We start from the raw sequence: 21,027 nt of genomic DNA on the forward strand, positions 1-21,027 counted from the left end.
AGAATGAGCCCGGCAGCGACAGAACTGCTGGGACCGGGAGGAAGACGATGTCGGAAAATGCCGCTCGATGCCTGGGCAACATGTTTCAGCGCATATCCATCGCAATCAATGCCGAGAAAGACCGTCTCTCGGAATTGGATGGCGCGATCGGAGACGCCGATCATGGGATCACCATGTCCCTCGGCTTCATGGCGGTGAATGCGGAACTCGCCAAGCTCGACCCCGCACAGGTCCTGCCCTCCGAGATTTTTGCCGTCGCGGCTTCGGCGTTTCTCGATGCGGTCGGAGCATCGACCGGCCCGCTATACGCAACCGCCTTTCGCCGAGCGTCACAGGCGCTGAAGACCGACGAATCGCTGTCGCCGGCATGCCAGGCGATGATCGTTGATGAAATGCGGGCAGGCATTCAGCAGCGCGGAAAGGGCCAGCGCGGCGACAAGACTATGTTGGATGCTTGGATCCCGGCTGCCGAAGCTGCCCTCGACGCCAGAACGCGTTCGCTCGACGCCGCCGGCATGTGGAGCGCCATTCTGGAAGCCGCGGAAGACGGTGCAAACTCTACGAGCTCAATGGTCGCCGCCCGCGGCCGGGCGGCCCGCCTTGGGCAAAGATCTCTCGGACACGTCGATCCCGGCGCAGCATCGGCGGTGACAATTTTGCGCGCGATGCGCGATACTTTCGCTGAGGAGCGCGCTGGAATTCGTTCCTGACGGGCCTGAAATCTGGTCATTGGCCTGGCCACGGGGCCGCTGACCGAAGCAAATCTCTTACCCGAAACCCTCCATTTATGCGTGATGTCGAAGATAGACATGTTCCCGGTATGATAGTATCAATCTCACCTTGTTGATGTACCCACCCCCTAGGTTCAATCAAAAAAAGGCTGTCAATTGATGCATACAAGGATAGGTTTTGCTTTCACGCTTGCGCTTCTTTCGGCCTCCCCGGCTCTGGCTGATGCCTGTGCAAGCCACTTTGAGAGCAGCGGCGTTCCGCTGGTGACCGGCATCACCTATAAGACATGGGTAGTCGCTCCGTCAGTCAACCCGAACACCGCCTTTGACAAGATTCACCGCGCCATTCTGGCAGATGGTTTTCTGGATGTGAAAGCAGAGAAAAACCTTGGCACATTGACAGCCCAGCAGGAAACGAGCGGCTCCGGCCGACCGCAAACTCTGCGCGCCGTTGTCCGCAAAAGCGGCAAGGGCAGCCGCGTCGATGTCGTTTTCATTGTCCAGCCGGGACAAGTGGCTCCGAACATGACCAAGAACCTCTGCCGCATTGCAAATGCCGCCAGCGAATGAGGCGCGCTGATAGCGATCCCAGACTTGAGTGCTGGGGATCGCTATCCAGGACTTCACCCAATGAGATGTGGCGTCGCCCATTGGCAGCGCTACAATCTCGCTCGGCCATAATTGTCGAATATTTCACGCCCCACACGATCAAATGCTAATAATGTCCGCGGTAAGAGCGTCTTTCAGTCATTGTGCATCAATGACCCGGTGTTTCCCCAGCCACAGCCGGACCGCGCTTCACCAGCGGCGGTCGTCCATGACGTTCAGAGCGACGCGGTGATCCCGCCGTCGACGTAGAGAACATGACCGTTGACGAAGGAGGATGCGTCGGATGCCAGGAAGATGCATGCGCCGATCAACTCCTCCACCCGCCCCCACCGGCCGGCCGGTGTGCGCTTTTCGAGCCATGCCGAAAAATCGGCGTCAGCGACCAGCGCTGCGTTCAACGGAGTGTCGAAATAGCCAGGCGCGATGGCATTGCATTGCAGCCCGAACCGGGCCCAGTCCGTCGCCATGCCTTTCGTGAGATTTCCGACGGCACCTTTGGTCGCCGTATAGGGTGCGATCGAAGGGCGCGCCAGCGCCGTCTGCACGCTCGCTATGTTGATGATCTTGCCGGCACCGCGCTTGATCATATGTCGCGCAACCGCCTGACCGACATTGAAGATGCTGGAAATATTGGTTCGCAACAGCTGCTCGAAGGCATCGGCTGGAAACTCCTCAAGCGGCGCACGAAACTGCATGCCGGCATTGTTGACGAGGATATCTATCGCACCCGTTTCTGCCTCGAAGGCGTCGATGGCATGCCGCGCAGCGCCATGATCTGTCGCGTCGAACGCCAATACATGCGCCCTGCCCTCGAAGCCTTCCGCAGTCTTGGCGAGCTTCTGTTCGTCGCGACCGTTGAGGATGACGTCTGCGCCAGCATCCGCTAACCCCTTGGCGAGCGCGAGCCCGATACCCTGGGATGAGCCCGTAACGAGGGCGCGTCGCCCTTTCAGATCAAAGAGACCAACAGACATCGCTTCCTCCGTTTACTCGATTGCGATACCAGAGAGGGGGCAAATGGACACTCCGAATTCACGGCGGAATATGTCTGAAGTGCCATGCTCTCCGCTTGCGGAGTCGTTTGAATACGGTATCGATAGCACAACGAACAGGCCGTGTAACTTTACGGGAGGTATTGCCGCGATGTCGTTCTTCGAGACCATGGATCCCACGTTCGGCACATTCGTTCTCGGCAATGCGCCTCTCAAGCAGCTGGCAACCGGTTTTGATTGGGTCGAAGGGCCGGTCTGGTTTGGAGACCTGAATTGTCTACTTTTCTCGGACATCCCCAACAATCGCATCATGCGGTGGGCACCGGGTCTCGGCATCAGCGTGTTTCGCGAACCATCCAATTTTTCCAATGGTCACACACGCGACCGGCAGGGCCGGCTCGTCAGCTGCGAACATGGCGGAAGACGCGTAACCCGTACCGAGTATGACGGATCGATCACGGTGATCGCCGATCGCTATCAGGGCAAACGACTGAATTCGCCCAATGACGTCGTCGTCACGTCGGACGGCGCCATCTGGTTCAGTGATCCGCACTACGGTATTGCAACGGACTATGAAGGGCACCGGAGCGAGCAGGAATTGCCTTGCCATGTCTACCGCGTCGATCCGTCCGGTGCGATGCAAGCGGTGCTGACCGACTTCAATTGCCCGAACGGCCTCGCCTTCAGCCCGGATGAGAAAAAGCTCGTCGTCGCTGATACCGGCCGCATGCATGGCAACGATCCTCAGCACATCCGCGTTTTCAACGTCGGCGATAACTGGCGACTATCCGGTGGCGAGGTGTTTCATGTGATTGCGCCTGGCTGCGCTGACGGCATGCGCTTCGACGGCGATGGCAATCTCTGGTCGTCGGCCGCCGATGGCGTTCATTGCATTGCCCCCGACGGACATTTGATGGGCAAGATCCTGGTGCCGGAAACGGTATCCAATCTATGCTTCGGCGGCCGCGGCAAGCACAAGCTTTTCATAACGGCGACCACCAGCGTCTATGCGATTTCACTAAACCGCAGCGGCGCGCTCTAAGATGCTCTAGAGCCAGAGACGATCCCACACGCATTTGACCGACCAAGCAAAGTCAGCTGCCGCATGGCAGCTGGAAAGTAGAGGCAGTGCCTTCAGCGCAAATCCGCCCGGGCAGTGATTTGCGTCTGTGAAGCTGCATTGGCTATCGGGGCCAAATCAGCGGGCAAGGTGAATTCTTTCGCACGCTTCTGCCGGCGCGCAGCATCCTGCAACAGATTCGCCATACCGCTAACAGAGATGTGATCCGCCCGCATAATCTGCCGGATGAGCGGATCTCTAAGAACTTCGGTGATCGTCAGGTCCCTATGTGTCATCTTTATCTCCTGTTCGATACCACACAAGATAAACGGCTTTATTTGCAGCGCGATGTCAGAAGCCGGACAAAAACAAGGCAGTTCGTTCGATTTTGTTACAGAATAATTGCAAAACCGCCCGCTGACATATTCACAAATCACAATACGACCCTAGTTGTCGATTAACGAAGGCGTGTTCCACCGTGGCCAGCCTACGTGGGAGGTTCAGTCGTTCCGGGAGGATGCAATATATTTGCAATAGTTCCGAACATAATTTTGCGACTTTTGTGTCTATTGTCATCTGACGCCTGAACTTCGAAGATTAAACATTTATCAGCGATCGGCCAGCGTCATGTACTCAGACCAAACTACAGAAGATGAGCGCCTCATCTACCATGCAGATCTCCTCAGCCAACTTTCAAACCCAAAGCGTCTTGAGGTTTGTATTTACCTTTCCAGCCACGAAGAAGACGTCAATAGTCTGGCCAAGAAGCTCGGAATCTCGCAGTCGGCACTCAGCCAACATCTGACACGGCTTTATCATTCCGGAATTGTCAAAGTACGACGTCAGGCGCAGTTCCGGTACTATACTTGCGATCATCCTGGAGTATTGCGCATCCTGCAGACCCTGTCTGAGGTTTTCGATCCCGACGCCGAGCGGTTGGCATCAAAGGCTGCGGACGATGCGCATCGCGAGTCTTGAGGCAATGCGGACCATGCTTCGACATATGAGGCAACCGGCCGCTAAGAGTTTTGCCTCCCCGTCCGCACCATGGCGATGAAGCTGGCCAACGCGGGCAAATACGGAAGATACCGACGCCGGATCGTTCCCGATCTGCCGCGTCAGCTGACGCCTGCAAATTTCCCGGAGATGGTAAGATCCGGATAGTAGCCCGACGGCTTGTCGCCGACAGTCTGTCCGCCGGTCATCGAACCCTGGATCTCCGGCCCGAAGAAGGAATAGGGGAAGGTCGATTGCAAGGCGCTTACCTCATTGAGCCTTTGGCGCAGCTCCGCTGGAATCGTGAACTCCAGCGCACCAAGATTGTCCTTCAATTGCTCGAGCCTGGTTGCTCCGATGATGATCGAGGCGATGCCAGGCTGCGTCATCGCCCAGTTGACGGCCACTTGCGCCATACTGCGCCCGAGCTCCGCCGAAACCTTTTCCAATTCCGCAACGATCGCCCAATTGCGTTCCGTGAATTTCTGGAAGCCCGGATTGGTCGTACCGCGGACCGTTTCAAGCCGGCCATCCACCTGCCGAACCTCGCCTGCCCGATATTTCCCGCTCAGAAGGCCGCTCGCCAGCGGGCTCCACGCCATGACGCCGGCGCCATACCGTGTACCGAACGGAACGAACTCGTTTTCGATATTGCGTTCGGCAAGCGAATATTCGAGCTGAAGCGCCGATAACGGTTCATAACCGCGATATTCCGCAACCGCCTGAGCCCGACTGGCGTACCAGGCCGGCACGTCGGACAGGCCGACATGCAGCACTTTTCCCGACTGGACGAGATCATCAAAAGTCCGCATCACTTCTTCAGGTGGGGTTAGCCGATCCCAGCAATGCAGCAGATAAAGATCGATGTAATCGGTGTTGAGGCGCTTCAACGACCCTTCGACGGCCCGCAATATGTTCTTGCGGCCGTTCCCCGCAGCGTTCGGCGTTCGGGCGGAGAGATTCATGGTGAACTTGGTGGCGATGACCGCATCATCCCGCAATCCCCTTTCGGCGATGAATTCACCGAGCCAGGTTTCCGACGTACCGCCCGTATAGGCATCGGCTGTATCGAAGAAATTGCCGTCGGCATCGACATAGGCATTGAAAATGGCGCGTGCCGTTTCCTTGTCGGCGCCCCAGCCCCATTCAGTGCCGAAGGTCATGGTGCCGAGAGCAAGCCTGGTTACTTTCAGCCCGCTATTGCCGAGGGTGTAGAAATTCATGCTCATGAGCGCGCTCCTCGTTGAAAGCGCCGGCGTAGTGGGATCGTGGCGGTGCCGGCTGTTCGCTGGACACAAGTTCGCCGACTTTGATCGCCTTTATAAGATCATTTAATTCGTATGCATTATGCGATATTGCTCAGCAATGGATCGAGATCTGCTGACACATCTACCCGTCATCGTCGCCGTTGCGCGCCGCGGTGGCTTCGCGGCCGCCGCCAATGAGCTCGGAATGAGTGCCTCCGCCGTCAGCCATGCCGTTCGGCTGGTCGAAGAACGGCTCGGCCAGCCACTCTTTGCGCGCACGACACGCAGTGTCGCGCTGACGGAGGCGGGCAGAAGCCTGATTACCACCATCGCGCCGGCCCTTCAGGACATTCACGAGCGAATGGAACGCATAAGGGCCATCAAAGGAAGGCCAAGCGGCCTGCTGCGGATCAACGCAGCCCGTGTGTGCCTGTCGCTTGCCGTCACGCGTATCATTGCGGCCATGGCCGAGCGCTATCCGGAAGTGGAAGTTGAGATCTTTTCGGATGAGAGGCTGACCGATATCGTGTCCGAAGGCTTCGATGCCGGCATTCGCATCGGCGAAATGATCGCGCAGGACATGGTGGCAGTTCGCCTCACCCCGCCCTTCCGTTCGGTCGTGGTCGCCTCACCCGATTATATCAGCCACTTTGGTCGCCCGATGATACTCAGTGACCTCTCAAGCCACAATTGCATCGGCTATCGACTGATCCGCTCAGGCGGGCTCTACGAATGGGAATTCGTCGAGGACGGCCGGGACGTCGCTGTCGCCGTGAAGGGCCAAGCAATCGTTACCGAATCCCACTCAGCAATCGAACTGGCGCTGGCAGACGTCGGATTGGCCTATGTATTCGAACCGCTGGTGCGCACGGATATTCAGGCCGGCAGACTGATTCAGGTCTTGAGCGAATTCGCGGTCCTGGAGGCCGGCCTGTTTCTCTACTTTCCCCGCCGTGCAGAACTTGCGCCGAAACTGCGGGCCTTTATCGACACGGTAAGACACCTCGGCCGAGAATCCGCGAATAGAGGGTAAACGTGCCGACGGCATTTCGCGGAGAAGACGCGCCCCCCTTCCAAAACTACGCCCCCGAAATTGGGGCCATTGCACAGCCCTGCGGCCCGCTGGGCTCTGGAATTGGCCCGCGCCTCGTCACTTGACAAATGTAGCCGAGACGAGAGTTACGACTGATCCCATCCCTCCCAATACCTGAGCTGGGATTAATAAAGTTAAATGCGCTCTCGTCGATAAAGGACCAAGAAAGACTCTGCCGCGTTGGAGTCCTCAATCATGAACACCATGCCATCCTTCTCTCCTGTGCACCTTGTTCGCCACAGCACGGGTGAAATAAAAACAGTTGGGGATGCCGGCGAGGCCTGGAAGACGCTTCTGGACGACTGGCCGGCGGACGAAGGCAGTTGTTTCATGTCCGCGCTCCTGATTTGCATGGACGTTCAACGCGGTGAGCGGCCTGCCGAGGAAGCGCGGCTTGCCTTCATAGCTGCGGCGGTCGAAGCAGGCGTTCCCGTGCTGTCGTGAGAAGGCCGCTTCCGCCAAGACTCTCCCCGAATGATTACAAGCAGCGGCGGCCCGACCGAAACCTGCTCGCCTCTCGCGATGAATCGGCCTATGAGAGAGGCGACTAGCATCCTCAAGTTCGAAAGTCTCCTATGATGGAAAGAAAATGGAGCAAGGCGGTCACGATCGCCCTTGAAAGTCCAGAGGAATGGATGGTCATCGACACCACCCAGGCAGCTTCCTGGGCGTTGATCGAAGACTGGCCTCTCGACGAAGCGCCCGCGCTCGACAGAGCTTTGCTCGTATTCGCCGATGTGATCTCCGGAAAGCGCACGCCCGAAGATGCACGGCGCGCGTTCATTGCGGCGGTAAAGGAAGCCGAAATACCAATGAAGGACGAGTAAGTCTGCCCTCGCCCGGATTTGAGCTTCGCGCTTCGCCAGCCGTTTGGCCTGCACCCGGTGTTAGGATGGGTCGTTTCCAACTACATTTCGAGCAACGAAGCGGATGTGCAAACCTCGAAAGTTCATACTCAGTAGAGATCACACCCCTCCTTGGCGTCACTCCACGACCTGATATTCAACATGCAGCTCGGCTGTCTGGCTTTGGCCGTAAATAGATAGTGCTTACCGCATCCGGCGAATGCTCGACATCTATCCTTCAGCCGATCAGCCTCGGCGTGCGAATGACCTTCAGGAACAGCGCATTCATCGCATCGGTGATGCCCTGCGTCGGACTGACTTCGAAATAGAGGCCAGGCGATGCGCAGTTTTGCAGATCGGTGCCGATCTGCGATTGGAACGGCGCAATCCAGGTGTTGTACCAGGCGTTCTGCGGCAGCGGCAGATAGGTGGTGTAGAGAATGGCGATCTTGACGTTCTGGTTCTTGAGCGGCTGGCAAAAGGACGTATCCAGCGGCTCTTGGCAGCGGCCGCCGGTGGTCGGCTTCGTGCAAGTTGTCGGCTTGTAGCTGTCGCCGACACCATCGGTCACGAAAAACAACACCTTAGCCCGGTCGGAGCTGGTCGTCCCGCCACCGCCAGTACCGATGATCGGCTTGATCTGAGTAAGCATTGTGTCGAAGCTTGTCGTCTGGTCGTTATTGTAGCCTGCATATGGAATGGTCATCAGGTCGACCGCGCTGGTCGTGCTCTTGACCTGCGTCATGTCAGACGAAAGCGCAGAAACGTTGGTCAGACCGGCAGTCTCGGCCTTGCTTCCAAAGGTGTAGACCGCCATGCGATATTGATCGGGGGTCGTTCGGTTCGTCGTCGCCGTGTCGGTCAGTGATTGCGTCGCCTGGCGCACCACGTCGATACGCATCTGCACGTTGAGGCTCTTCGCAAGATTATAGTAGTTATTTGTCGTATTGACGTTGTGACAGGCGAATGCACATGTATCGGTTGTATTAGCCTGCATCGTCTTGATATCGTTCGCTGTCGCCCCGACACCCATCGACGGCGTATTGTCGAGCAGCATGTAGAAATCGATGAAGCTTGCCGTCTGATATTGGGCTGATGCGACTCCGCTGATCGGAATCGTGGTTTGGCCCAGCAACTGCATCAGCGTCGTTGGTACAGTGGCGGAAAAGCTGACGTTGGCGGATACGATGTTCGACGCTCTCGTCACCGCGATATTCACGTTGACGGGCACATTCTGCAGATCGCTCGATATCTGGCCGTAAAAGAGTTTGTTGGCGTCGTTCTGACCGATGGTGACTGTTCCGTCACTGGTCATGGCCATCGCAGCCGCGACCGCTGGCGACGAGGTCGCGACGGCACCGACAGCCGCCGCGTCCGCAGCATTGTAGAGTTCATTCCTGACCACAAGCGCATTGGTAACATCGATGGCAAGGCCGGCCGCACCGATCAGTGGGATCGCCAACAACGCCGTCATCATCCCGAAATTTCCCGACCTATTGGCGATAAATTTTCGAGATTGCTTATATATAAAGCAGAAGGATTTTGCGCCGACCTTCAATATCTTCACGAACAAACTCTCTATGGTAGAAGCTACACGAACAAATACCGTATAAGTCGAAAGCAACAGTACTTTCAAATATACTTAAGAATAGTATCGACGATAAACATTGAAATTCAGATAATGGAAGAGAATCTATTTTAGACGTTTTGAATTTAGAAAAAATTTACCGAAACGCAAAATTATACTTTGGTATAGTCAAAAATATTTCGAGCACAAAATTCGGCACGACCGATAAGGCCTAATTTATTCTAACGATTGATATTTTGGCCGCCAAATCCCGCGCCAGGCAATTCGAGACTCGCGTGAATTGAGGCCTTTTCCAGTAATTTGCGCAGGTCGTATTTACCCGATTTTCAGTGTTTACCCCCGAAAGCATCGTTCATCTACTTCAGTTGTGACGGGTGCAACACCAAACCTCCGTCATTCCAGTGACCAGATTCGGGATTATCTGAGTGCGCGTCCTTTCATGTATCGTCACAGCACATAATCTGTGGCTCGTCTTCCTTGCGGCATTTGTCTGTGTCAGCGGCGGATGGATAACGCTCAACCTTCTACGACGGGCAGAAAAGACACATGGGCTTCAGCGCGGCGGATGGATCTTTCTGACCGGTGTGGCTGCCGGTGCCTCGATATGGTGCACCCATTTCATCGCTATGCTCGCCTATGACGTCGGCGCGCCGGTCGCCTTCGACCCGATCCTGACCATGGCGTCGTTTCTGTTGGCCATCGCCGGATGCTCCGGCGGTTTCGCGATCACATTGTCGGGCATGCCGAAGATTGCGCCGGAACTGGGTGGCGCGGTCGTTGGACTTGCCATTACCAGCATGCATTATACCGGCATGATGGCCTATCATGTCGACGGCATCGTCGATTGGGATAGGACTTATGTTTTTGCCTCCGTCGTCCTCTCGGTGATGTTCGCCGTCCTCGCGCTCAATCAGGCCATTCGCCACCCCTGGCACTTCGCGCCCTTGGCCGCACTCGGCTTTTTCGTGCTTGCGGTGGTCCTGCTGCATTTCACGGCAATGACCGCCGTTTCCGTCACGCCGCTGGCAACAGGCGCCGGCATCGTCGACTCCTACGCGCTGCAGGCCATGGCCGTCGCTGTCGCGGGCGGCGGATTGCTCGTCATCGGCACGGGTGTCGCGAGCTACATGATCGATGAGCGCGCCTCGCGCGAATCCATCCAGAAGCTCCAGCACATGGCGATGAACGACATCCTCACGGGCATGCCCAATCGCGGCAGCTTCAGCGACTATCTCAGCAGCGCCCTGGAACATGCCAAGGAAGACGGTGCGAAGCTCGCCGTGATCGGCATAGACCTCGATCGCTTCAAGGAAATCAACGATCTGCGCGGCCATAAAGCCGGCGACCAGGCATTGAAGGCAATCGGGCGCCGCCTCCTGCGCCTCGTCAAGGACGGCGAGTTCGTTGCCCGCGTCGGCGGCGACGAATTTGCAGCGGCCAAACGCTTCGAGCATCAGAGCGAACTTCTGGATTTCGTGGCACGACTGGAAAAAACCCTGTTCGAGCCCATCCGCATCGATGATTTCGAAACGGTGACCGGCGCAAGCATCGGGGTTGCGATCTATCCTGACGATGGCATCGATCAGGAGCGCCTTATCAGCAATGCGGATCTGGCGATGTATCGCGCAAAGGCCGATGTCGGTCGCGCAGTATGCTTCTATGAATCCAAGATGGATGAGGCAGCCCGCGCGCGCCATACGCTGGCGCAGGATCTGCGCCGCGCCGTCGAGCTCGATCAGCTCGATCTGCACTATCAGGTGCAAACCTCGGTTCAGACGGGCGAGATTTGCGGCTACGAAGTCCTGCTGCGCTGGAACCACCCCGAGCGAGGTGCCGTTCCGCCCTCCGAGTTCATCCCAATCGCCGAGGAGAGCGGCACGATCCTCGTCATCGGCGAATGGGTCTTGCGCAACGCGTGCAGACAAGCCGCCGCCTGGAGCAAGCCCTACAAGATTGCCGTCAATCTCTCGCCGGTGCAATTCGCCCATGCGGATCTTGCCAAGCTCATCCAATCGATCCTTATCGAAACCGGCCTTTCGCCGTCGAGGCTTGAACTGGAAATCACCGAGTCGACAATCATCGCGGACAAGACCCGCACGCTACATGTGTTGCGGCAGATCCGGGCGCTTGGCGTCACCATCGCCATCGACGATTTCGGCACGGGCTATTCATCGCTCGACACGCTCCGCTCCTTCCCCTTCGACAAGATCAAGCTCGACCGCTCCTTCATGAACGAGGTCGACAACAGTATTCAGGCAAAGGCGATCGTCCGCGCGGTGCTCACGCTCGGCAAGAGCCTCGATATCCCGGTTCTGGCTGAGGGCGTCGAGACCAACCATCAGCTGGAGATTCTCCGCGTGGAAGGCTGCGACGAGGCACAGGGCTTTTTCCTCGGGCGCCCTAAGCCCGTCGGACAGATCTTCGAGATGGGGCAGATGGTGGAGAAGGAGCTGGCATCTCCCTTTTCGGGCCGGGTGCCGCCGCAGCGTATGCGCCGCCGCTGAACACCAAGCTGAACTGCATCGGCGAAGCCGCAGCGCCCCGCCAATGCTGACCCACTATACTTGCGATAGCATTCAGCGTCAGACCAGAGGGTCGGAAACCTCCCCAATCCATTCCCTTGCAAGCTCGATCGTCACTATTGAGCGGATATCGGCGGCGTTGGCTGCGACCAGAAGTTCGTATCGGCCGACGGCAGCACGAAACGCCTTCGCCTCCACGTCGAAATAGCTCAGATCGCGCGGATAGACGGCGAGCGAAGCCCTACCCGTCTCGCCCTTTGCCAAACTGAGCTTGGCGAAAGCGCGGAGTTCCTTGTTTGGTCGCTCGACCACCGAGCCCAGCGGCCGCACATAGAGCTGTACGAGCGCCGATCCCCTTCTATCGCCGACATTGGTGACGTCGACGGTGACGGTGATGCCGTCCCGAGCCATTTGCGTCGCCGATGCCTGCGCATTGCCCCAGGAAAAATCGGTGTAGCCAAGACCGAAACCGAATGGAAACAACGGCTCCACGGCGCTGTTGTCGTGATGCCGATAGCCGACGAAGACGCCCTCGGCATAACGAACATGACCATCCTTGCCCGGATAGACGGCCTCGTCACCGATCATTGCGGAATTGTCCGACAAGTGCCTGGGAAAAGTCTGCGGCAGGCGGCCACCCGGCTCGGCATCGCCGAACAGAACATCGGCAACCGCGTGCCCCAGCTCCTGGCCCGGATACCACATCTGCAGGACCGCCCTTACCTTGCCGAGCCACGGCATCTCGACCGGGCCGCCTGTCTGCAGGATAACGACGGTGTTGGCGTTCACCGCTGCCACCCTCTCTATGAGCTCTTCCTGTCGTCCGGGCAGCCGCATATTTGGGAGATCAAGCCCTTCCGTATCCCACTGACCGTCGCGGCCAACGAACAGCAACGCCACATCCGCGTTGCGCGCCGTCTCGACCGCCTCCGCCATGTCCTGTTCGCCCAGCGGCTTCTCAACGCCAAAGCGCACAGCCGTTAGGTTGATACCTTCCTCCATCGTCGCCGAAGAGCAATATTCGACCACGACCTGGTATCTCCGGCCAGCCTCAAGATGGATACCCTGTCTCTGTTCGACGTTGGCGGTGCCGAAATAATTGTCGCCGCGGACCCAGCCGTCAAAGCCGTTCACGACCAGCCTGCCATCGACATAAAGCTTGGCGAGACCGGCATTGGTCATGCCGAACACATGCTCGCCGCTCTCTGCGGGCACGTAGGAGGTTGTCATGCGCGCGGAAAAGTCACTTGGATCAAGCTCTGTTGACGGCAAGTCGAACCAGAAAAACTCGCCGACATGGGCCGGCTCGGCAACAACCGGCAGGCCGGACAAACTACACCCCTTGAAGTACTCGACCCTGATGTCGCCTGAGAAGAGGTTGATCAGCCTGTTGTTGCGGCAGCCGACCGCGTGGCGGATGCTATTGGCGTTCGACAGCGCCTCGCGGATCCCCTCAAGCGGGCTGATCCGATAGTGAGCGGCAATCTGGGCGCTACCGCCGCCCATGACACGCGCTGCTGCAGCATTCGGCCCGAGGACGGCGACCTGTCCAAGGCCGGTCTTTTTAAGCGGCAGGATGCCGTCATTCTTCAAAAGCACGGCACCTTCAGCCCCCAGTTGCCGGATCAACGCACGATCCTCGGGCAAATCCAGCGCGTGCTCTGTAAGGTCAGGAGCAGACTCGAATGCCCCGACACACTCCAGCAATTTCAAAATGCGACCGGCAGCCGCACGCACCGTCTCGGGCTTGACCTCACCGTTGCGCACCGCCGCGACGAGCTTTTCACCTCGATCCCGCGCAGGCCCGGGCATCTCCAGATCGAGCCCGGCATCGACGGATGCTGCGGTCGAATGCGAGCCGAACCAATCTGACATGACAATCCCGTCGAAACCCCACTCGTCACGCAGGACTTCGGTCAACAGCCACGGGTGCTCGCTCGTATAAGTGCCGTTCAGCCTGTTATAGGAAGACATGACTGCCATGACGCCAGCTCTCTTAACGGCCTTCTCGAATGGCAGCAGATAGATCTCGCGAAGCGCGCGCTCATCGATATCCGACGACATGGTCTGCCGTTCGATCTCGGATTCATTGCCAACGAAATGCTTGATCGTCGCGGCAATACCCTGGCTCTGCACGCCCTTGACATAGGCAACGGCAAGCTCCGCCGTCAGCATCGGGTCTTCAGAATAGCACTCAAAATTGCGCCCGTTCAGGCCGGAGCGATGAATGTTGACCGTCGGCGCCAGCAAGACCGACGCACCCTTGCTCTTGGCCTGGCCGGCAATGGCCACCCCCATGCGCTCGACAAGCGCCGGGTTCCAGGTCGCGCCAAGGGCAATGGCGACCGGGAAGCATGCGGAGTGGACGCCGGCTACCAGCGAGCCTGCACCCCGCGCGCCGTTCGGTCCATCCGTCACCTTGATCTTCGGAATGCCGAGACGCTCGACTGGCACCGTGGTCCAGAAATCGGCACCGGACAGCAGCGAAACCTGCTCCTCAAGCGTCATCCTGTCGAGAAGATCGTCGATCATAGGGCCTCCCTTTATGTTTTCGGCTCGCTCCCCGCATCCCATATCGAGGAGATCCGCATTTGAAGTAACCAAATCATAAACGCGTTCAAGACTGTCAAGCAATCGCGATATGTCGATGAAATATCATATGTTTTCGGCACTGCTATCGCGATTGCCCGAGCGGACGCGCCCATTTTCGGCAAGGCGAAAGTGTCGATGCGGCACCGGTATCCGTGCGGGTCGCCGCCAAAGCGCGACTTCGCTAAAATGCGAATGATCTTTTTCCGAATAAATTTGACCGCATCGGATTTCATGAGCGCAATTCATGGAGCCGAGTATGCGTTCATTCCTCATCGCTGCAAGCTTTATCCTCGTTACGGGCTTGTCGTTTTCGACGGTAACCACCGCAAAGCCGGTGACTAAAGTCCTGGACGCGCCGACCCGCCAGTTCGCCCGCGTGGTCACGGAGGCGAACGCGCCAGTCGGCTGGGCCGGCTTCTGTTCGGCACAGCCGGCGGAATGCACGGCTGCGGAAAAATCCGATGAGTTCATCACGCTCGGCAAGGAGCGCTGGGCGCAGTTGCAGCAAATCAACGCTCTCGTCAATCATGAGATCCAGGGCGTCGGCGACAATGACCACTACGGCATCTACAAGCTCGGCATCATCAACTGGTGGACCTACCCAGACGATGGCGCCGGCAACTGCAACGACTATGTTCTATTGAAAAAGAAGCTGCTAGTGGAAGCCGGATGGTCGCGCTCGGCACTGCTGCTGACGGTCGTTCTAGACAAGAACAACGAGGGTCATCTCGTGCTGATGGCCCGCACGAACGATGGCGACCTCGTGCTCGACAACCTCACCGACACGGTCAAAACCTGGGAAGGGACGGGCTACACCTTCATCAAGCGCCAGTCCACCGACAATCCGAACAATTGGGTTCGGCTTGAATCCGGCCGCACGCCGGAACAGCTCGCCATGATCAGCAAGGCGTTGGCCGGTCACTCGCAGTGATTGGCTGACCAGTAGGTATCGACAAGACCTTTGCCATCCTGGTCGAGGATGGCGAAATTGCCAGGTATGATCACGAAAAAGCGTTCGCCGTCATCCGCGCCGGACGATGTTTTGATGCGGCCGCAAACGACAAAGCCCGGCATCCGCTCGCTCGGTTTGGCGGTCAATATATGGACGGCAGATGGAGAGACATCGATCCGCCGCACAACGGCTGCCTTGGCGAGTGCCGGAACGTCTGCCATCGTCGGCAGGGCCTCGCCTGGCGCGGCTGCAAGCAGGATGCTCCCTGCTACAACGAGATGTTTCAACGCAATTCCCTCGAAAACCATGACCCCACGAAAAAAAGGGCGGCGAGTCCGAAACTCGCCTTGGCAGTATTGGCATCCACGACTGCAGCCAGAGGCTGCCTGATGTAAAGTTTATTGTGATTCGCCGGACAGAAGAAGCGCCCGCCCTTGCCTTTGCAGGCTGATCGACTATGAAGATCATCCCCGTGCCGGGGAAAATTTTTGAAAGTCAACTTGCGTATGCTTACAAGCCTGTCGAGAATTCCGGCACTCAGTCTTCTTGTCGTCCTTACGTTGACGAGCGCTAGCTTTGGTCACGAACTGGTGCGCGTGCCGCCCGGCAATCGCAATAGCACGCAGCCGCCGGTTCCGAACACGTCGGCATTGCGGGCGAAAGCCTTCAACACGACCTACGATGAAAAATACCAGAAGATCGTTGGCGTGCTTCGCGAAGACAAGGATCTAATGGCTTCGATCAAGAAGGCCGCACAAGCCTATAAGATCGACCCAATCCATATCGTCGGCGCGCTTGTCGGCGAACACACCTACAACATCACGATCGTCAACAGGGTAAAATCCTACTACGTCAAGGCACTTGCCTATTCCCAGGCGGATTTCAAGTTCAGCTACAAGGACATGAACGTCCAGTCCTTCGTCAAGAAGCCGGAATTCGCCCATTGTGACGCCTTCACCGGCAGCGCCGAATTGTGGGAATGCCGCGACGAGACCTGGGACAAGAGCTTTCGCGGCAAGGTGGTCGACGGCGTCACCTATGAGAACATGACGTTCCAGCGAGCCTTCTTCCAGCCTTTCTTTGCCGGACAAACCTTCGGCCTTGGCCAGATCAGCCCGCTCACGGCTCTTGAGGTCACCGACCTGGTGCATGCGACAAGCGGGCTGTCGAAGCTGTCGGCCGATGACCCGCAGGCGATCTATCGCGACATCATGGATCCCGATCGCAGCGTGATCTATATCGCCGCGATCGTCCGAGACGCCATGGATGTTTATCGCGCCCAGGGTTACGACATCAGCGAGAATCCGGGTCTGACGGCCACGCTCTACAATGTCGGACAGCCGCGGCGGCGTGCGATTGCTCTGCGGCAAGCCGCAGATGCTTCAGGCGGCAAGAAGCTGCCGGAAGAGAACTACTATGGCTGGCTGGTCAATGACAGGCTGCCGGAATTGCGTGGCCTGCTCGGGCAGAAATAGTCGAGCTTTACGTGTGGGCATCCACGAGGGAATGGCATTGCCTGTCTCAGGCTGCCATTCCGATGAGACCGCTTGCGATCTTGCTTTCGACCCAGACGCGCTCGTTCTGCCAGTCGTGGCGCTTCCATCCCTGCCAACCGAAACCGCACAGGTTGATCTGCCACTCGGAGGCCGGGAAGTTGGCGAGAGCGTAGCAGATGCCGAGGAAGCCGGTGCTGGGAAAGACTTTGCGCATTCGGCTCGCCGTAATGCCGAGCTCGGCGCAACCGTCAGCGTAGAATTGCGGCGGCATGATTCGGATTTCTTTGCCGGCATGTCCCATGAGTTCGATCGCCTGCGTGGTCCAATCGGCCCTGCGCCCCCTCAGGCGCTGGAAGATGTTGGGCCGGGGGTGGTATTTGCGAATCACCTCCGGGTGATAGGCAAGCATCAGGATCTTTGCGGATTTGAGCGCCGCATTCTCCAGAAATGCTGGATCGGCCATCCGCAGATGCAAGGCCTTGCTGGAGGCAGCCAGCATGAGCATGTCCGTTCGCGAGCCGCTCCTATCGTCCGCGAGGTTGGGCTCGTTGAAGCGCATGACAAAATCAGCGTTGTCTATAGCCCCGGAGAGATCGCGCTCCAGGCTTCCATTGCCGACGATAAAAGCAGTCTTGCGCGCCAATTACGGGTGTCCAGCAAATTCCGGTGCTGAGTTATCAGCGCCATCTGACAATACGCTGAACTGATGACGAAGCGGAACCTTGCTTCGGATTCCTCTCGCAACGGGGGGCTGTTTTGAGAGGCAGCTGGTCCGCCCCTTCACACTTCGGCGGGGGTCGGCGCCACATTGCGCACCCAAATGTGCGGCGAATAAGGCCGCAATGTTACAAAACGTAAACGAACTTTAATCGGTATGGCACCAGCCGAAATCTCGCAGGTTCCCCGGATTTCAATAGCAACCGCGCATGCTTCATCCACAGAACTGCCATGACAATGACGGCATTCTGAAGGCATGACGGCTCTTGGGAGCCTCCTTTGCCCCCAAAATTTTGGACTCAATAGCCGCCTGCGAGACTCAATTGTGGACGAAACACTTGCCACCGACATGACACGCAGGCGATCGGACACCACAGAGCCAATCGTAACCTTCACCGCGACCGGCCTTACTCTTCTCGCAACGCTTCAGCTCGGCCCGGCTGGCCAGATTTCAAGCCTTTGTCATAAGGAGTACACCCTCTGTGCATTAATAGTCGAACCACCGTTGCCGCCTGAGGGCGACGGGTCGACACAAGGGCTTCTTGTGTCTCTCACCCACCAGGAAATTCCCGCCGAAGAAAGTCTGTCCATGTCCGGCTCGACCGCTGCCGCCGCCTCCATCTCGTCCCGTTCCTCCGAAATTTACGACCTTCTGTCGTGCTCCAATCGAGAAATCATCACCATAGCTCACCGCGGGGTGTGGTCGGCTGGGCCTGAGAATTCGCTTGCCGCAATCCGTGCTGCCGCCGAACTTGGCGTCGAGTTCGTCGAGATCGATACGCAAACAACCGCCGATGGGCATCTCGTCGTCATCCATGACAAGGCCCTCGACCGGACGACGTCCGGTAGCGGCGTGGTTGGAGCAAGCAGCTTCTCCGCCGTTCGCGATCTCCGCCTTCGCGACGGCGCAGGCGGAGAGGCCGCCGCACTCACTGATGAACGAGTGCCGACTTTAGAGGAAGCTCTCGAGGAAGCTCGCGGGCGGGTGTTCGTCAATATCGACACGAAGTTTCCGCATGAATTGCCACTGGTGATCGCCGCGGTCCGACGGTTAGGCGCAGAAGATCACGTGATCATCAAGTCAGATGTCGTGCCCGAGAGCGGTGACTTTTCCGTGCTCGCCGCCGACTGGTTTGGCTCCATTCCCCATATGCCAATGTTCCCCGTCAGACCGGGCAAGTTTGCCGCAGATCTCAGACTGATCGAGGCGCTACGTGCACCGATGGCCGAGGTAGAGTTCACCGATATCGCTGACCTCGCAGCCGGCCGAGACGAATTGGAGCGCCAGAACATCCGCTTGTGGATCAATACGCTCGACGTTTCCCACAATCTCGATTTCAACGACAGCCGGGCCGTCAATGATCCCGAGGGCGTTTGGGGCGCACTCGTCGAAGCAGGCGTCGGCGCCATTCAGACGGACACCAATGTCGAGCTCAAGCGATGGCTTTCGAGCCGCAAGCCGGCATAAATCCCGCCACCCTTTTCTTGGCGCTGAAAACAGACAAGCCCGGTCGATCGTGTGGATCGCCGGGCTTGCTGCGTCTTGGGAGACTGGTCTTAGCGAGCGTTGTACTTCGCGTCGACTTCGTTGATGGCGTTGACGTTGCCGGCCGAACGGCCCTTCTCGTCGAAGGTCTGCGCCAGGAAGGCGTCGGCGATGGCCTTAGCAAGCTCCGTGCCGATGACGCGGGCGCCCATGGTGATGATCTGGGCGTTGTTCGACAGCGCAGCGCGCTCCGCCGAATAGGTGTCATGCGTCAGGGCCGCACGGATGCCCGGCACCTTGTTGGCAGAGATGCAGACGCCGATGCCGGTGCCGCAGACGAGGATGGCCTTCTCATAGGTGCCGTCGATGACGCCGGAGGCGACGCGGTCAGCGAGATTGGCATAGAACGCATCCGGACCTTCCTGGGTGCGCGAAACCTCGCTCACTTCGAAACGATCCTTCAGATGGTCGGCGAGAACCTTGGCGAGGCCTTCGCCGGCGCTGTCTCCAGCAATAGCAAGTTTCATGATGATCTCCTTCAGAGTTTGGTGGCGCACTTGGCGAGGATGTCGAGATAGCCCTCGACGTTCCAGGCGGAGCGCCCGATGAAAAGCCCATCGACGTTAGGGCAGGAAATGAGCTCCTCGCAGTTTTGCGGATTGACCGATCCGCCGTAGAGGCATGGGATCTTTCGGCCAAGCACCTTTTGCGCAACCGCGATGATCTCGGCCTGGCGTGCATCGGCATAGGACGGCTCGGCCGGAATCCCTTTCTCGCCGATCGCCCATACCGGTTCATAGGCCAGCAGGATTTCCGCCTGCTTCTGTTGTTCATTAAGTTTCGAGAGCGCGCCGACTACCTGTTCGCTCAGGATTTCTGGAGCGCGGCCACTTTCACGATCGCTCAGCGTCTCGCCGATGCAGATGAGCGGGATCAGACCATGACGAACGGCCGCCTCGGTCTTCAGACCGACGGTCTCATTGGTTTCGCCGAAGAATTCGCGACGCTCCGAATGGCCGAGCTCGACGATGTCGAGATTGCAATCCTTGAGCATCAGTGGAGAGATCTCCCCGGTCCATGCCCCATGATCGGCCCAATGCATGTTCTGGGCACCAACCTTGGCGGAGCTTTCCGACAGGATCGATTTGACTTCGCGTACCGCGGTGAACGGCGGGATGATGAAGCGCTGGATACGGGCATCGCGCAGGTCATCGGCGACACGCAGGGCTTCGGCGAAGGCGCGCGCTTCGGCGAGCGTCTTGTTCATCTTCCAGCTGGTGCCGATCCAATAGCGAGGTGTCTCTGTCATGTCATATCCTGAGTAGAAGCAATGGTAAGGGCGATATCGTCACGGCGGAACTGTTCGAGCGTTTCCGCGTCCGGCGCACGATCTGTGATGATTGCATCGAAATCGGCCAGATCGGCCATCACATGCAGGGCCGTGTGCCCTATGCGCTGGTGATTGACGAGCAGGCAACTCCTGGCGGCCGATGCGATCATCGCGCGCTTCGTGCGCACGACATTGTCGTCCATGTGATAGGCAAGCCTACCGGAGATGGCCGGTGTCGACAGGAAGGCGATGTCGGCTCGCAATCGCGACAAGGCCTCCTCAGTGACGACGCCTAGAAAAGCGTTGAACTTGGCGGAATAAACCCCGCCAAGCGCGATGAGCGTTATGCGGCCTTCGTTCCTCATCCTGTCAATGATGGCAGCATTGTTGGTGATCAACGTCAGCGGTCGTTTTTCCAGCAACATCTCGCCGAGAACGGCCGCCATCGATCCGTCATTGACCATGACAGTCATGCCCGGCTCGACCAGCTCCAGCGCACGGCGCGCCATGGCGAGCTTTTCCTCATGGCCCTGGCGCTCGCGAAAGCGGAAGTCGCTCTCGAACTGCGTGCCGGCATCGATCGTCGCGCCGCCGCGAACCTTGCGCAGCACGCCCGCCTGCTCGAGATCATCCAGATCGCGATGAATGGTCATCTTGGACACGACGAAGCGATCGGCCAGATCGTCGAGGTCGACGGTCTTGTGCTCGACGAGCAGATTGATGATCGATTGCTGGCGCTCTTCTCGTTTCACCCTACCCTCCGGCCGTTGC

22 protein-coding genes are annotated in these 21,027 nt (G+C 58.1%); 11 read left to right on the top strand and 11 right to left on the bottom strand.

The window, feature by feature from the left end; all coding sequences use genetic code 11:
• Nucleotides 1–47 precede the first annotated feature (47 nt).
• Together dhaL and QD461_RS16855 are read left to right on the top strand one after the other, a co-directional pair.
• Nucleotides 48–710, top strand: coding sequence for a dihydroxyacetone kinase subunit DhaL (gene dhaL, locus QD461_RS16850; protein WP_414088756.1), 663 nt, complete (start codon nucleotides 48–50; stop codon nucleotides 708–710).
• A 180-nt stretch (nucleotides 711–890) separates the two neighbouring features.
• Nucleotides 891–1,301 (top strand): hypothetical protein, encoded by a 411-nt coding sequence (locus QD461_RS16855; protein ID WP_414088757.1) that lies wholly within the window; start codon nucleotides 891–893, stop codon nucleotides 1,299–1,301.
• Between the two features lie 254 nt (nucleotides 1,302–1,555).
• Here the strand turns inward: QD461_RS16855 and QD461_RS16860 are convergent, their stop codons facing one another.
• A complete protein-coding gene (locus QD461_RS16860; protein WP_414088758.1) occupies nucleotides 1,556–2,314 on the bottom strand; it encodes an SDR family oxidoreductase in 759 nt (252 codons plus the stop codon).
• Between the two features lie 169 nt (nucleotides 2,315–2,483).
• On the opposite strand from QD461_RS16860, the gene QD461_RS16865 reads away from it, so the two are divergent.
• On the top strand, nucleotides 2,484–3,374 hold the full coding sequence (locus QD461_RS16865) for an SMP-30/gluconolactonase/LRE family protein (protein WP_414088759.1): 891 nt from the start codon (nucleotides 2,484–2,486) through the stop codon (nucleotides 3,372–3,374).
• Nucleotides 3,375–3,466: 92 nt separating this feature from the next.
• On the opposite strand, the gene QD461_RS16870 is transcribed toward QD461_RS16865, so the two are convergent.
• Nucleotides 3,467–3,829: a hypothetical protein gene (locus QD461_RS16870; protein WP_414088760.1), complete on the bottom strand. Its 363-nt coding sequence runs from the start codon at nucleotides 3,827–3,829 to the stop codon at nucleotides 3,467–3,469.
• Between the two features lie 190 nt (nucleotides 3,830–4,019).
• On the opposite strand from QD461_RS16870, the gene QD461_RS16875 reads away from it, so the two are divergent.
• Nucleotides 4,020–4,370, top strand: a complete 351-nt coding sequence (locus QD461_RS16875) for an ArsR/SmtB family transcription factor (RefSeq protein ID WP_184707019.1) — start codon at nucleotides 4,020–4,022, stop codon at nucleotides 4,368–4,370.
• 140 nt (nucleotides 4,371–4,510) lie between these two features.
• On the opposite strand, the gene QD461_RS16880 is transcribed toward QD461_RS16875, so the two are convergent.
• Complete coding sequence (locus QD461_RS16880) at nucleotides 4,511–5,617, bottom strand: aldo/keto reductase (protein ID WP_414088762.1); 1,107 nt, start codon at nucleotides 5,615–5,617, stop codon at nucleotides 4,511–4,513.
• A gap of 136 nt (nucleotides 5,618–5,753) precedes the next feature.
• Between QD461_RS16880 and QD461_RS16885 the strand changes: the two genes are divergently transcribed.
• The 3 genes from QD461_RS16885 to QD461_RS16895 all read left to right on the top strand — a co-directional run bounded on the left by QD461_RS16885 (nucleotide 5,754) and on the right by QD461_RS16895 (nucleotide 7,555).
• Nucleotides 5,754–6,668, top strand: coding sequence for a LysR family transcriptional regulator (locus tag QD461_RS16885; protein WP_414088763.1), 915 nt, complete (start codon nucleotides 5,754–5,756; stop codon nucleotides 6,666–6,668).
• Between the two features lie 255 nt (nucleotides 6,669–6,923).
• The gene (locus tag QD461_RS16890; RefSeq protein ID WP_414088764.1) at nucleotides 6,924–7,172 is read left to right on the top strand and encodes a DUF982 domain-containing protein; all 249 of its coding nucleotides are present in this window, start codon (nucleotides 6,924–6,926) and stop codon (nucleotides 7,170–7,172) included.
• 134 nt (nucleotides 7,173–7,306) lie between these two features.
• Nucleotides 7,307–7,555, top strand: coding sequence for a DUF982 domain-containing protein (locus QD461_RS16895; RefSeq protein ID WP_199086985.1), 249 nt, complete (start codon nucleotides 7,307–7,309; stop codon nucleotides 7,553–7,555).
• A gap of 256 nt (nucleotides 7,556–7,811) precedes the next feature.
• Here the strand turns inward: QD461_RS16895 and QD461_RS16900 are convergent, their stop codons facing one another.
• Entirely contained in the window at nucleotides 7,812–9,050 is a 1,239-nt protein-coding gene (locus QD461_RS16900; RefSeq protein ID WP_414088765.1) for a pilus assembly protein TadG-related protein, read from the bottom strand.
• A 536-nt stretch (nucleotides 9,051–9,586) separates the two neighbouring features.
• Here QD461_RS16900 and QD461_RS16905 point away from each other — a divergent pair.
• On the top strand, nucleotides 9,587–11,665 hold the full coding sequence (locus QD461_RS16905; protein ID WP_414088766.1) for a putative bifunctional diguanylate cyclase/phosphodiesterase: 2,079 nt from the start codon (nucleotides 9,587–9,589) through the stop codon (nucleotides 11,663–11,665).
• 78 nt (nucleotides 11,666–11,743) lie between these two features.
• Here the strand turns inward: QD461_RS16905 and QD461_RS16910 are convergent, their stop codons facing one another.
• The gene (locus tag QD461_RS16910) at nucleotides 11,744–14,215 is read right to left on the bottom strand and encodes a glycoside hydrolase family 3 C-terminal domain-containing protein (RefSeq protein WP_414088767.1); all 2,472 of its coding nucleotides are present in this window, start codon (nucleotides 14,213–14,215) and stop codon (nucleotides 11,744–11,746) included.
• A gap of 11 nt (nucleotides 14,216–14,226) precedes the next feature.
• Nucleotides 14,227–14,508: a hypothetical protein gene (locus QD461_RS16915; protein ID WP_414088768.1), complete on the bottom strand. Its 282-nt coding sequence runs from the start codon at nucleotides 14,506–14,508 to the stop codon at nucleotides 14,227–14,229.
• A gap of 23 nt (nucleotides 14,509–14,531) precedes the next feature.
• On the opposite strand from QD461_RS16915, the gene QD461_RS16920 reads away from it, so the two are divergent.
• Complete coding sequence (locus QD461_RS16920) at nucleotides 14,532–15,206, top strand: transglutaminase-like cysteine peptidase (RefSeq protein WP_414088769.1); 675 nt, start codon at nucleotides 14,532–14,534, stop codon at nucleotides 15,204–15,206.
• Here QD461_RS16920 and QD461_RS16925 read toward each other — a convergent pair.
• Entirely contained in the window at nucleotides 15,194–15,514 is a 321-nt protein-coding gene (locus QD461_RS16925; protein WP_414088770.1) for a hypothetical protein, read from the bottom strand. The two genes, QD461_RS16920 and QD461_RS16925, sit on opposite strands and share 13 nt — an antisense overlap.
• A gap of 219 nt (nucleotides 15,515–15,733) precedes the next feature.
• Between QD461_RS16925 and QD461_RS16930 the strand changes: the two genes are divergently transcribed.
• Nucleotides 15,734–16,702 carry a DUF1402 family protein gene (locus QD461_RS16930; RefSeq protein ID WP_414088870.1) on the top strand — a complete coding sequence of 323 codons (969 nt, stop codon included), beginning with the start codon at nucleotides 15,734–15,736 and terminating at the stop codon, nucleotides 16,700–16,702.
• 46 nt (nucleotides 16,703–16,748) lie between these two features.
• Here the strand turns inward: QD461_RS16930 and QD461_RS16935 are convergent, their stop codons facing one another.
• Nucleotides 16,749–17,366 (bottom strand): glycosyltransferase family 29 protein, encoded by a 618-nt coding sequence (locus QD461_RS16935; RefSeq protein ID WP_414088771.1) that lies wholly within the window; start codon nucleotides 17,364–17,366, stop codon nucleotides 16,749–16,751.
• A gap of 663 nt (nucleotides 17,367–18,029) precedes the next feature.
• Between QD461_RS16935 and QD461_RS16940 the strand changes: the two genes are divergently transcribed.
• Nucleotides 18,030–18,908, top strand: coding sequence for a glycerophosphodiester phosphodiesterase family protein (locus QD461_RS16940; RefSeq protein WP_414088871.1), 879 nt, complete (start codon nucleotides 18,030–18,032; stop codon nucleotides 18,906–18,908).
• Between the two features lie 89 nt (nucleotides 18,909–18,997).
• Here QD461_RS16940 and QD461_RS16945 read toward each other — a convergent pair whose 3' ends face one another.
• From QD461_RS16945 to QD461_RS16955, 3 genes are read right to left on the bottom strand one after another with little or no spacing between them, the layout of a single operon-like run.
• Nucleotides 18,998–19,453, bottom strand: a complete 456-nt coding sequence (locus QD461_RS16945; protein ID WP_414088772.1) for an RpiB/LacA/LacB family sugar-phosphate isomerase — start codon at nucleotides 19,451–19,453, stop codon at nucleotides 18,998–19,000.
• An 11-nt stretch (nucleotides 19,454–19,464) separates the two neighbouring features.
• Complete coding sequence (locus QD461_RS16950) at nucleotides 19,465–20,235, bottom strand: triose-phosphate isomerase (protein WP_414088773.1); 771 nt, start codon at nucleotides 20,233–20,235, stop codon at nucleotides 19,465–19,467.
• Complete coding sequence (locus tag QD461_RS16955; RefSeq protein ID WP_414088774.1) at nucleotides 20,232–21,008, bottom strand: DeoR/GlpR family DNA-binding transcription regulator; 777 nt, start codon at nucleotides 21,006–21,008, stop codon at nucleotides 20,232–20,234. The genes QD461_RS16950 and QD461_RS16955 overlap by 4 nt, the downstream gene beginning before the upstream one ends.
• Nucleotides 21,009–21,027 lie beyond the last annotated feature (19 nt).

The sequence above is a fragment of the Rhizobium sp. BR 314 genome, assembly GCF_047445805.1.
GTDB lineage: Bacteria > Pseudomonadota > Alphaproteobacteria > Rhizobiales > Rhizobiaceae > Rhizobium > Rhizobium lusitanum_B.

Excerpts from the sequence above, each read along its gene's own strand:
- dhaL (WP_414088756.1), top strand. The coding sequence starts at position 48 with ATGTCGGAAAATGCCGCTCGATGCCTGGGCAACATGTTTCAGCGCATA.
- QD461_RS16855 (WP_414088757.1), top strand. The coding sequence starts at position 891 with ATGCATACAAGGATAGGTTTTGCTTTCACGCTTGCGCTTCTTTCGGCC.
- QD461_RS16860 (WP_414088758.1), bottom strand. The coding sequence starts at position 2,314 with ATGTCTGTTGGTCTCTTTGATCTGAAAGGGCGACGCGCCCTCGTTACG.
- QD461_RS16865 (WP_414088759.1), top strand. The coding sequence starts at position 2,484 with ATGTCGTTCTTCGAGACCATGGATCCCACGTTCGGCACATTCGTTCTC.
- QD461_RS16875 (WP_184707019.1), top strand. The coding sequence starts at position 4,020 with ATGTACTCAGACCAAACTACAGAAGATGAGCGCCTCATCTACCATGCA.
- QD461_RS16880 (WP_414088762.1), bottom strand. The coding sequence starts at position 5,617 with ATGAGCATGAATTTCTACACCCTCGGCAATAGCGGGCTGAAAGTAACC.
- QD461_RS16885 (WP_414088763.1), top strand. The coding sequence starts at position 5,754 with ATGGATCGAGATCTGCTGACACATCTACCCGTCATCGTCGCCGTTGCG.
- QD461_RS16890 (WP_414088764.1), top strand. The coding sequence starts at position 6,924 with ATGAACACCATGCCATCCTTCTCTCCTGTGCACCTTGTTCGCCACAGC.
- QD461_RS16895 (WP_199086985.1), top strand. The coding sequence starts at position 7,307 with ATGGAAAGAAAATGGAGCAAGGCGGTCACGATCGCCCTTGAAAGTCCA.
- QD461_RS16900 (WP_414088765.1), bottom strand. The coding sequence starts at position 9,050 with ATGATGACGGCGTTGTTGGCGATCCCACTGATCGGTGCGGCCGGCCTT.
- QD461_RS16910 (WP_414088767.1), bottom strand. The coding sequence starts at position 14,215 with ATGATCGACGATCTTCTCGACAGGATGACGCTTGAGGAGCAGGTTTCG.
- QD461_RS16915 (WP_414088768.1), bottom strand. The coding sequence starts at position 14,508 with ATGAAATCCGATGCGGTCAAATTTATTCGGAAAAAGATCATTCGCATT.
- QD461_RS16920 (WP_414088769.1), top strand. The coding sequence starts at position 14,532 with ATGCGTTCATTCCTCATCGCTGCAAGCTTTATCCTCGTTACGGGCTTG.
- QD461_RS16930 (WP_414088870.1), top strand. The coding sequence starts at position 15,734 with ATGCTTACAAGCCTGTCGAGAATTCCGGCACTCAGTCTTCTTGTCGTC.
- QD461_RS16940 (WP_414088871.1), top strand. The coding sequence starts at position 18,030 with ATGTCCGGCTCGACCGCTGCCGCCGCCTCCATCTCGTCCCGTTCCTCC.
- QD461_RS16945 (WP_414088772.1), bottom strand. The coding sequence starts at position 19,453 with ATGAAACTTGCTATTGCTGGAGACAGCGCCGGCGAAGGCCTCGCCAAG.
- QD461_RS16950 (WP_414088773.1), bottom strand. The coding sequence starts at position 20,235 with ATGACAGAGACACCTCGCTATTGGATCGGCACCAGCTGGAAGATGAAC.